This window comes from Paracoccus sp. (in: a-proteobacteria) (genome assembly GCF_046289755.1).
Taxonomy (GTDB): Bacteria; Pseudomonadota; Alphaproteobacteria; order Rhodobacterales; family Rhodobacteraceae; genus Paracoccus.
In genome coordinates, this window is record NZ_JBKBVD010000011.1 from 86163 (window position 1) to 95434 (window position 9272).

At 65.9% G+C, this 9272-nt stretch carries 8 protein-coding genes and 1 pseudogene; 5 read left to right on the forward strand and 4 right to left on the reverse strand.

Annotated elements, in window-relative coordinates:
- Window positions 1–33: 33 nt before the first annotated feature.
- From ACK41U_RS06240 to ACK41U_RS06255, 4 genes are all read left to right on the forward strand, one after another.
- Window positions 34–1314, forward strand: a complete 1281-nt coding sequence (locus ACK41U_RS06240; RefSeq protein ID WP_409677346.1) for an ABC transporter substrate-binding protein — start codon at window positions 34–36, stop codon at window positions 1312–1314.
- A gap of 67 nt (window positions 1315–1381) precedes the next feature.
- Entirely contained in the window at window positions 1382–2242 is an 861-nt protein-coding gene (locus ACK41U_RS06245; RefSeq protein ID WP_409677348.1) for a carbohydrate ABC transporter permease, read from the forward strand.
- Window positions 2239–3063: a carbohydrate ABC transporter permease gene (locus ACK41U_RS06250; protein WP_409677350.1), complete on the forward strand. Its 825-nt coding sequence runs from the start codon at window positions 2239–2241 to the stop codon at window positions 3061–3063. Before ACK41U_RS06245 ends, ACK41U_RS06250 begins: the two co-directional genes overlap by 4 nt.
- Before the next feature lie 3 nt (window positions 3064–3066).
- On the forward strand, window positions 3067–4071 hold the full coding sequence (locus tag ACK41U_RS06255) for an ABC transporter ATP-binding protein (RefSeq protein ID WP_409677352.1): 1005 nt from the start codon (window positions 3067–3069) through the stop codon (window positions 4069–4071).
- Window positions 4072–4237: 166 nt separating this feature from the next.
- On the opposite strand, the gene ACK41U_RS06260 is transcribed toward ACK41U_RS06255, so the two are convergent.
- The 3 genes from ACK41U_RS06260 to ACK41U_RS06270 are packed head-to-tail and all read right to left on the reverse strand — an operon-like array spanning window position 4238 to window position 6505.
- Window positions 4238–4879: a CDP-alcohol phosphatidyltransferase family protein gene (locus ACK41U_RS06260; RefSeq protein ID WP_409677356.1), complete on the reverse strand. Its 642-nt coding sequence runs from the start codon at window positions 4877–4879 to the stop codon at window positions 4238–4240.
- Between the two features lie 28 nt (window positions 4880–4907).
- Window positions 4908–5858, reverse strand: a complete 951-nt coding sequence (locus tag ACK41U_RS06265) for a phosphatidate cytidylyltransferase (protein ID WP_409677358.1) — start codon at window positions 5856–5858, stop codon at window positions 4908–4910.
- Window positions 5855–6505, reverse strand: coding sequence for a lysophospholipid acyltransferase family protein (locus ACK41U_RS06270; protein WP_409677360.1), 651 nt, complete (start codon window positions 6503–6505; stop codon window positions 5855–5857). Before ACK41U_RS06270 ends, ACK41U_RS06265 begins: the two co-directional genes overlap by 4 nt.
- 228 nt (window positions 6506–6733) lie before the next feature.
- On the opposite strand from ACK41U_RS06270, the gene ACK41U_RS06275 reads away from it, so the two are divergent.
- Entirely contained in the window at window positions 6734–8734 is a 2001-nt protein-coding gene (locus ACK41U_RS06275) for a TonB-dependent receptor plug domain-containing protein (protein WP_409677362.1), read from the forward strand.
- Window positions 8735–8778: 44 nt separating this feature from the next.
- On the opposite strand, the pseudogene ACK41U_RS06280 reads toward ACK41U_RS06275, so the two are convergent.
- A pseudogene (locus tag ACK41U_RS06280) lies at window positions 8779–9272 on the reverse strand (3-oxoadipyl-CoA thiolase); the annotation flags it as partial.

Here is a 9272-nt window from a genome sequence, read left to right on the forward strand (position 1 = left end):
CGAGGAGGTCCGGCCCATCAAGGGAGAGAAGACATGACGACAAGGACAACCGGCCTGACGGCGCTGACGGCGGCGCTGGCCCTGACATCGGGGGCGGCGGCGGCACAGCAGCTGTCGATCCTGATCGACAACAACCCCGACACGATCGCCATCACCGAGGCGCTGACCGCGGCCTATAGCGCCCGCAACCCGGATGTGCGTTTCGACATCGAGACCCGACCGGGCGGCGGCGAGGGCGAGAATGTCGTCAAGACCCGCCTTGCCACCGGCGAGATGGGCGATCTGTTTTCCTACAACGCAGGCGCGCTGCTGCAGGCGCTGCGCCCGGCCCGCACGCTGGAGCCGGTCAACGACATTCCGAACTTTGGCGCGATCTTTGACAGCTACACGCTGACCGTGTCCGACACCGAGGGCAATGTCTATGGCGTCCCGCACAAGGCCGCGATGGGGGGCGGAATCCTGTATCATGTGCCGACCTATGACCGCCTTGGGCTGGACATCCCCCTGACATGGCAGGCCTTCATGCAGAACAACGCGGCCATTGCGGCGGACGGTCAGGTGGCCCCCATCGCGCAGACCTATCGCGATCCCTGGACCTCGCAGCTGTTCATTCTGGCCGATTATTTCAACGTCCACACGCAGGAACCCGATTTTGCGGAAATGTATACCGCAAACGAGGCAAAATACGCGACCACGCCGGCGGCGATGCAGGGGTTTGCACGGTTGCAGCAGGCCTATGAGGCGGGCTATTTCAACGCCGATTTCGGGGCCGCCACCTATAATGACGGCCTGCGCATGGTCGCCACCGGCGAGGCGGCGCATTATCCGATGCTGACCTTTGCAATCGCCGCGATCCAGCAGAACCACCCCGAGGATCAGAACGATGTCGGCTTTTTCGCGCAGCCGGGCGATGTGGCCGATCAGAACGGGCTGACGGTCTGGATGCCGAACGGCTATTTCGTCAGGAAGGGCGGCGACAATGTCGAGATCGCCAAGGATTTCGTGAATTTCGTGGCCTCTCCCGAAGCCTGCGACATCATCACCGACAGCGTCGGCGCCGGTGGTCCCTACCTGATCGAGGGCTGCACCCTGCCCGAGGATGTGCCCACAGCGGTGGCGGGAATGCTGCCCTATTTCACGCAAGAGGGCCGCACCGCCCCGGCGCTGGAATTCCTGTCGCCGGTCAAGGGCCCGGCGCTGGAGCAGCTGACGGTCGAGGTGGGCTCGGGCATCCGCGACGCGCAAAGTGCGGCAGAGCTTTATGATGGCGATGTGGCCAAGCAGGCGCGTCAGCTTGGTCTGCCGAACTGGTGAACCCGGCGCCGGTTCATGCGGACGGCCCGTGTTCAAGGCGGGCCGTTCATCACCCGAAGGGCCTGATATGAAACGAAAATCGAACTACCCCTATTGGTTCATGCTGCCCGCGCTGTCGGTCTTTGTCGTGCTGTTCATCCTGCCCACGATTGCCTCGCTGTATTTCAGCCTGACGATCTGGGACCCGTTCGAGGCGCGCTTTTCCGGCTTCGACAACTACGTCCAGTTCTTCTCCGAGCCGTTCCTGATGCGCGGCGTGGTGAACACGGTGGGTTTTGCGGTGGTGACATCGTTGCTGAAAACCGTGCTGGGGCTGTTGCTGGCGGTGCTGCTGACCTCGGGGATCTGGGGGCAGAGCCTGCTGCGGTCGGTCGTGTTCTTTCCGGTGCTGGTCTCGACCATCGGCGTCGGACTGCTGTTTCAGGAGATGATGCACCCCACGCATGGCGCCATCAATGTGGCCCTGTCATGGATCGGCATCAGCGGGCCGGGATGGCTGACCAACCCGTCGCTGGCGCTGTTCTCGGTGGCGCTGGTCGATGTCTGGCGCGGGGTGGGGCTGGCCACCCTGATCTATATCGCCGGGCTGGCCACGATCAGCCCCGATTATTACGAGGCCGCGCGCATCGACGGCGCCACCCGCACGCAGCAGTTCTGGCGCGTGACCGTGCCGCTGGTCTGGCCCGCCACGACGACCGTGGTGATGCTGTCGCTGATTTCGGGGCTGAGGCTGTTCGATCTGGTCTGGGCGATGACGCGCGGCGGCCCCGGCTTTTCGTCCGATGTTCTGGCCAGCGTGATCTACAAGCAATATCAGTCCGGCTTCTGGGGCCTGTCGACGGCAGGCAATGTCATCCTGTTCATCCTGATTGCCCTGATCATTGCGCCGCTGACCTACTGGTTCAACAAACGACAGGTGGACATATGAGGCCCCGTCAATATGTCATCGGCGCCGTATCCTTTGCGGCAGCCTTTGTGATCTTTGTGATCCCGTTCATCTTTGTCGCGCTGAATGCGATGAAATCGGCGGCGGAATCGGCGCGGCTGGATTTCAGCCTGCCCGAGACCTGGCAGTTCTGGCGCAACCTGACGGATGTGGTGCAGGCGCGCGATTACATGCTGCTGCTGGCCTATTTCAATTCGACCGTCATTACGGTTGGCGCCGTGACGCTGCTGGTCATCTTCGGGGCGATGGTCGGTTATGTCCTGCAACGCCGCCCGTCGCGGTTCAGCAGCTTTGTCTATGCCTTCGTGCTGACCGGACTGATGATCCCGCCCGCCGTGGTGCCCACCATCTGGCTGCTGCAAGAGATCAACCTGTTCAAGACCCTGCACGGGATGATCCTGATTCAGGTGGCCTACGGGCTGGGCTTTACGGTGCTGCTGTTCCGCGCCTTCATCGCCTCGATCCCGCGCGATCTGGACGAGGCGGCGATCGTCGACGGCGCCCGCCCCCTGCAGGTGTTCTTCCGCGTGATCCTGCCGCTGCTCAGGCCCGTCACCGTGACCGTGATCGTCGTGCAGTCCATCGCCATCTTCAACGATTTCACCCATCCGCTGTATTACCTGCCGGGACGCGAGAACGTGACGGTGCAGCTGACGCTGTATAATTTCCAAAGCCAGTTCGTCAGCCAGATGAACCTGCTGTTCATGAACATTCTGCTGGTCACGATCCCGCCGCTGATCGTGTTCATCTTCTTCAATCGCCAGATCGTCGCCGGGATGACCTCGGGCGCGGTGAAAGGATAGGCAATGTCGCGCGTCGAACTGAACAACCTGCGCAAAAGCTATGGCGCGGTCGAGGTGATCCGGGACATCGACCTTGTGGTCGAGCCGGGCGAATTCTGCGTCTTCGTCGGCCCCTCGGGTTGCGGCAAATCCACCCTGCTGCGGATGATCGCGGGGCTGGAGGATCAGAGCTCGGGGCAGATCAGCATCGGCGGCCGCGATGTCAGCCATGATGAGCCCTCAAAGCGCGGCATCGCCATGGTGTTCCAGTCCTACGCGCTGTATCCGCATCTCAGCGTGCGCGACAATATCGGCTTTGGCCTGTCGCTGGCGCGGCGCCCCAAGGCCGAGATCCGGCAGAAGGTGGATGCCGTGGCCGAGATCCTGCAGCTGGCCCCGCTGATGGAGCGCAAGCCCAAGGCCCTGTCGGGCGGTCAGCGCCAGCGCGTCGCCATCGGACGCGCCATCGTGCGCGATCCGCAGGTGTTTCTGTTCGACGAGCCGCTGTCCAACCTCGATGCGGCGCTGCGCAGCCAGATGCGGCTGGAGCTGACCGAGCTGCATGCGCGTCTGGGCGCGACGATGATCTATGTCACCCATGATCAGGTCGAGGCGATGACCATGGCCGACAAGATCGTCGTGCTGAACGCCGGGCGGATCGAACAGGTCGGCACGCCGATGGACCTGTATCAGCGGCCCGCCACGCCCTTTGTCGCGGGGTTCATCGGCTCGCCCCGCATGAACCTGTTCGAGGGTGATGTCGCGCGGCAGATGGGCTGCGACATCTACGGCATCCGCCCCGAGCATCTGGTGATTTCCGACAGCGACGGGCGCTGGACCGGGCCGGTGCGCCATGTCGAACGGCTTGGTGCGGACACCATCATTCATGTGGATGTGCCCGGCCTTGGCACGCTGGTCGCCCGGACCGAGGGCAGCCGCACCTTCCGTCCGGGGCAGCAGGTCAGCGCCACGCCTCAGCCGGGGACAGAGTTCCTGTACCGCACAGACATGCCCGCCTCCGGCGCCTGACCCGTGTGCAGGTCATTCCGCGCCGCCCCTTCTCGACAGACGAGTTCGGGTTTCAGGGCGATGGGCGCGCGGCTGTGCATCTGCTGGTGCCAGGCGGGCGGTCGCTGCCTTGTCGGCGGTGCAGGCCGCCCCTGCCGTTGCAGCACGACGAGGCGTCAACGGGCCCTCAGCCGCCGCGCAGCTTTGTCACCAGCCGGACGGCGCGGCGCGCCGCGGTGAGAGCGGCACCGACCGCCACGGCCCACAGGGCGAGGGTCAGGACCTGACCCTGGGTCGTCCACCACGGCTCGGTCAGGCTGGCAAGGGCCGCGAATGTCACCAGCGCCATCCGATGCTGCTTGGCCATCGGGCCCGCGAAATCCGCACCCGCGCGGCAGGTGACGCCCAACTCGCGCAGATAGGCGGTCAGAAAGGCGAATGAGGTCGCGGCCCAGCCAAGCGCCGGTTCATGCACGCACAGGGCCACGCCCATCAGGATCAGCATGTCCGACACGCGGTCAGGAAACTCGTTCCAGAAGCCGCCATCGGGCGCGCCCCGCCCGCCCTCGACCGCGACCATGCCGTCGAACAGGTTGCACAGCAGCCGCAACTGCACGAACGCCGCCGCCGCCAGCAACAGCGCCGCGCGCGCGCCGCCGGTGGCCCCGCCTGCCGCCCAGAAGCAGCCGCCCGCGATCAGCGCCGCCGCCATCCCCGCGACCGAGATCTGGTTCGGCGTCGCCCCCGTGCCCACCAGCCAGCGCGATATTCTGACGGCCCAGCCCGTATTGCGGCTGGCCAGCGGGCGGCGGTTCTGCGTCTCGGGCATCATGACCTCCGTGTGGCGCGGGCGCGGATCATCCCAGGCTCCAGTAATAGCGGGTGAGGTGGAAAAACACCGGCGCGGCAAAGATCACCGAATCCAGCCGGTCGACAAAGCCGCCATGGCCCGCAATGCTGTGGCCCCAGTCCTTGACGCCCCGGTCGCGCTTGATCGCGGACATGACCAGACCGCCCAGGAACCCCATCAGGGTGATCGCAAGGCTCATCCCGGCGGCTTGCAGCGGCGAGAACGGCGTCATCCACCACAGGCTGGCGCCGATCAGCGTCGCGCTCAGGACGCCGCCCAACAGCCCCTCGACCGTCTTCGAGGGCGACAGGCCGGGTGCGATCTTGTGGCGCCCGATCAGCTTGCCCCAGACATATTGCAGCACGTCGCTGAGTTGCACCACGATCACCAGAAAGGCGATCAGCAGCACGCCGCGCCCTTCGTGGCCGGGGATGTTCAGGTTCAGCAGGGCGGGCACATGGGACACGCAGAAGACGCAGATCATCAGCGCCCACTGCATTTCCGCCACCCGGACCAGATAGTTGCGCGTGTCCCCGGCAAGGGCCGAGACGATCGGCAGCAGCAGGAACACCCAGACCGGGATGAAGATCGAAAACAGCCCGTACCACGAGATGCCGATCAGCACATATTGCACCGGCAGCACGATGAAAAACACCGCAGCCAGCGTGCGGTGATCGGCGCGCGTCGCATTGGTCAGGGTCATGAACTCGCGCAGCGCCGCGAACGAACACAGCGCAAACAGGATGATGACCCCGGTGCGCCCGGCCAGAAACGCCAGCGAGATGGCGATCACCATCACCCACCAGGCCCGGATGCGGGCGTTCAGGTTCTCGACGCCCGGGTTCTGCCCGTCGGGCGACAGGCGCCGCTGCAGCACGAAGCCGATCAGGCTGGCCAGCAGCAAAAGCCCGCCGATCCCGGCAATGACGGTCAGAAGATCCGCGTGCAGATGGCTCATTCAGGCGCCCCCCTTTGCGGGCTCAGCGACAGCAGCGCCGCGCGTGATCGTTGCAGGAAGGCGTCTTTGGTCTCGTCCCGCTCCAGCCGCAGGGCGGGGCCGAAATGCACCCGGCACATCAGCGGCACCGGGATCACGGCGCCCTTGGGCAGCACCCGGTTCAGGTTCTCGATCCAGACCGGGACCAGATCAATGTCGGGCCGCGTCCGGGCCAGATGGAACAGCCCGGACTTGAAGGGCAGCAGCACATTGTCGGTCATGTTGCGGGTGCCTTCGGGAAACAGGATCAGCGACGACCCCTCATCCAGCGCGCCCGCCATCTGGCCGACCGGGTCGGTGTCGCGGTCGGCACCGTTGCGGGCGATCAGCACCGCGTTGAACACGTCGCAGCCGACAAAGCGGCGCAGCCTGCCCGTGTTCCAGTAATCGGCCCCGGCCACGGGCCGCGCCTGCTGGCGCAGCCGGGGCGGCAGGGCGGCCCAGATCAGGATAAAGTCACCGTGGCTGGCGTGATTGGCGAAATAGATGCGCTGCTGCACCTGCGTCGGGTCGCTGCCGGACCAGACGGCCTGCACGGCCGTCACAGCCCGCGCAAAGAACGCGATCGCGCCGCCCGCCAAGCCCGCCATCCGCCTGCTTTTCACCATGTTTCCGCCACCTGCATGATTCCGGCCCCCTCAGTCGGCTGCGCTGTCCCGGCCCCCGGCAGACGGGCACGGATCTGAATTGATCCGGCGATGTCCCGTCTTTGTCAACGGGTGTGCGGTCTGAACCCCTTCTGACCGACCGGCGCCTGTTGCGCCTTGTCTTTGTCGGTGCTAATCGCGCCGCAGCCACGACTCTGTCCAGCCATCAACTCTGACAGAGGTAGTTTCATGGCATATTCCCCCCTGCCCACAGCGCCCCGTCGTGGCGCTTTTCTGACCCGGCTGATGTGCGGCGTGGCGCTGGCCGGGCTGCTGGCCGATGTGGCCGCTGCTCAGGGCGCGCCTCAGGTCATCATGCTCGACCCGATCACGATGCGCGCGCGCGACATCGACGGCAATGCCGCCGACCGCGCGACCAGCAAATATGTCGCCGATGCCGAGCTGGATCGCGCCCGCATGGGCAATCTGCGCGACCTGTTTCAGGGCGTCGCCTCGGTCTCGGTCGGGGGCGGGATTCCGGTGGCGCAGAAGATTTTCGTCAACGGCGTCGATATGCTGAACCTGAATGTCACCGTCGATGGTGTCTCGCAGAACAATCGCATCTTTCACCACGTCTCGGCCAATGCCTTCGATCCGGGGCTGATGAAATTCGTGCGCGTCGATGCCGGGATCGCTGCCGCCGATGCCGGGCCGCACGCGCTGGCCGGTGCCGTGGTGATGGAGACGGTCGATGCAGATGACATCCTGCGCGATGGCGCCACGGTGGGCGGGGCTGCGCGCCTGTCCTATGCCGACAATGGCCGCACCTTTGGCCGCTCATTGACGCTGGCCGGGCAGCATGAGGGGGTCGAGTGGCTGGGCTATCTGAAATCCGCAACCGGCGATGACTATGAGGTCGGGGGCGGCGATGTGCTGGGCGGGACGGCGGCCGATCTGCAATCCGCGCTGCTGAAGCTGGCCTATGAGACGCCGGACGGCCACCGCTTTGTGCTGTCGGGCCAGCGGATGAAGGATGACGCGCTACGCCGCTCGCGCGCCAATATCGGCGATGCCTCCGGCGGGCGGCCCTATACGCCGCAGCGGCGCTATGACACGAGCCGCGACACCATCGCCCTGACCTATACCAACACCCAGGCGCAGGGAATGTGGGACCCGACCGTGTCGTTCGGGCGCTCGCGCGTGGGGATCAGGGTCGATCAGCCCGATTTCGCGGCGATCCGGCGCAGCGACGGCACCTCGGAAAACCGCAACGGCAAGATCGAGAACCGCTTTCACCTCAGCGACCGCGACACGGTGACGGTGGGTGTGGACCATTACGACCGCCGCAGCACCTATTCCGACGATGTCATCCCGGCCCTGACCGAACGCGCGCGCAATACCGGCGTCTATGTGCAGGCCCGGCTGGAACCGGGGGATGTGATCTCGACCTCGTTCGGGCTGCGCTATGACTGGCAGGACTTTACCGGCATCGACGGGACCGGGCGCGATGTGTCGGGCGCCAGCGGCAATGCCTCGCTGGCATGGCAGGCCAGCGATGGCCTGCGTCTGCGCGGCGGCGTCTCATCCGTCTTTGGCGGCATCGTGCTGGAGGACAATTTCCTGTTTGACGGCTTCACCGGCTATGAGGGGCTGGCGGCGTCACGGGCCAGAAACGCGACGATCGGTTTCGACTATGACGCAGGCACGTTGCGGCTGGATGGCGAGATGTTCGTGACGCAGGTGGATGACGCGCGCAATGTCACGCGCGGGGCAGTCCGGAATTTCGACTTTGAAAGCCGGGGCTTCAATCTGGGCGCGACCTATGACTGGCAGCAGGGCTTCCTGCGCGCCAGCTATTCCAGAAGCAAGGTCCGCGTCGACGATGCCCCGGCCAGCAGCTTTGCCGCGCAGGATTACGGCACCCCCCTTGGCGGCGTCTTTGCGTTGGAGGTTCAGCATGGCCCTGCGGGCAGCCCCTTCGCCTTTGGTGGCGGCATTCAGGCGGCGCAATCCTACAGCCACGAAGGCGCCGCCGATGACGAGCGGCCATTGCCGGGCTACGGTGTTGTCGATCTGTTCGTCGAATATGTCCCGCCGCAGATGTCCGATCTGACGATCCGGGGCGAGGTCGCGAACCTGTTTGACAAGCGCTATGCCGACCGCGCGACCTATGGTGCCGATTTCACCAGCATCGCGCCGCTGAACGAGCCGGGCCGTACCGTCAGCGTGACCGCTGCGCTGCGGTTCTGAGTGGCGCCCGGCCCGGATCTGAGGTCCGGGCCGGGCTGACCCCCTCAGACCCGCTCGACGGCGATGGCGATGCCCTGGCCCACGCCGATGCACATGGTGGCCAGCGCGCGGCGCCCGCCGGTCAGGCGCAGCTCCAGCGCCGCCGTGCCGGTGATGCGCGCGCCCGACATGCCAAGCGGATGGCCAAGCGCAATGGCGCCGCCGTTCGGGTTCACGCGCGGGTCATCATCCGCAATCCCCAGCTGACGCAGCGAGGCCAGACCTTGGGCCGCGAACGCCTCGTTCAGCTCGATCACGTCGAAATCGGCGGGCGTCAGCCCCAGCCGGTCCATCAGCTTTTGTGCCGCAGGCGCGGGCCCGATGCCCATCACGCGCGGCGGCACGCCCGCCGCAGCCCCGCCCAGCACCCGCGCGATCGGGGTCAGGCCGTGGCGGCGCGCGCCTGCCTCGGAGGCCAGAACCAGCGCCGCCGCCCCGTCATTGACGCCCGAGGCATTGCCCGCCGTGACCGAGCCGCCGGTGAACAAAGGCCGCAGTT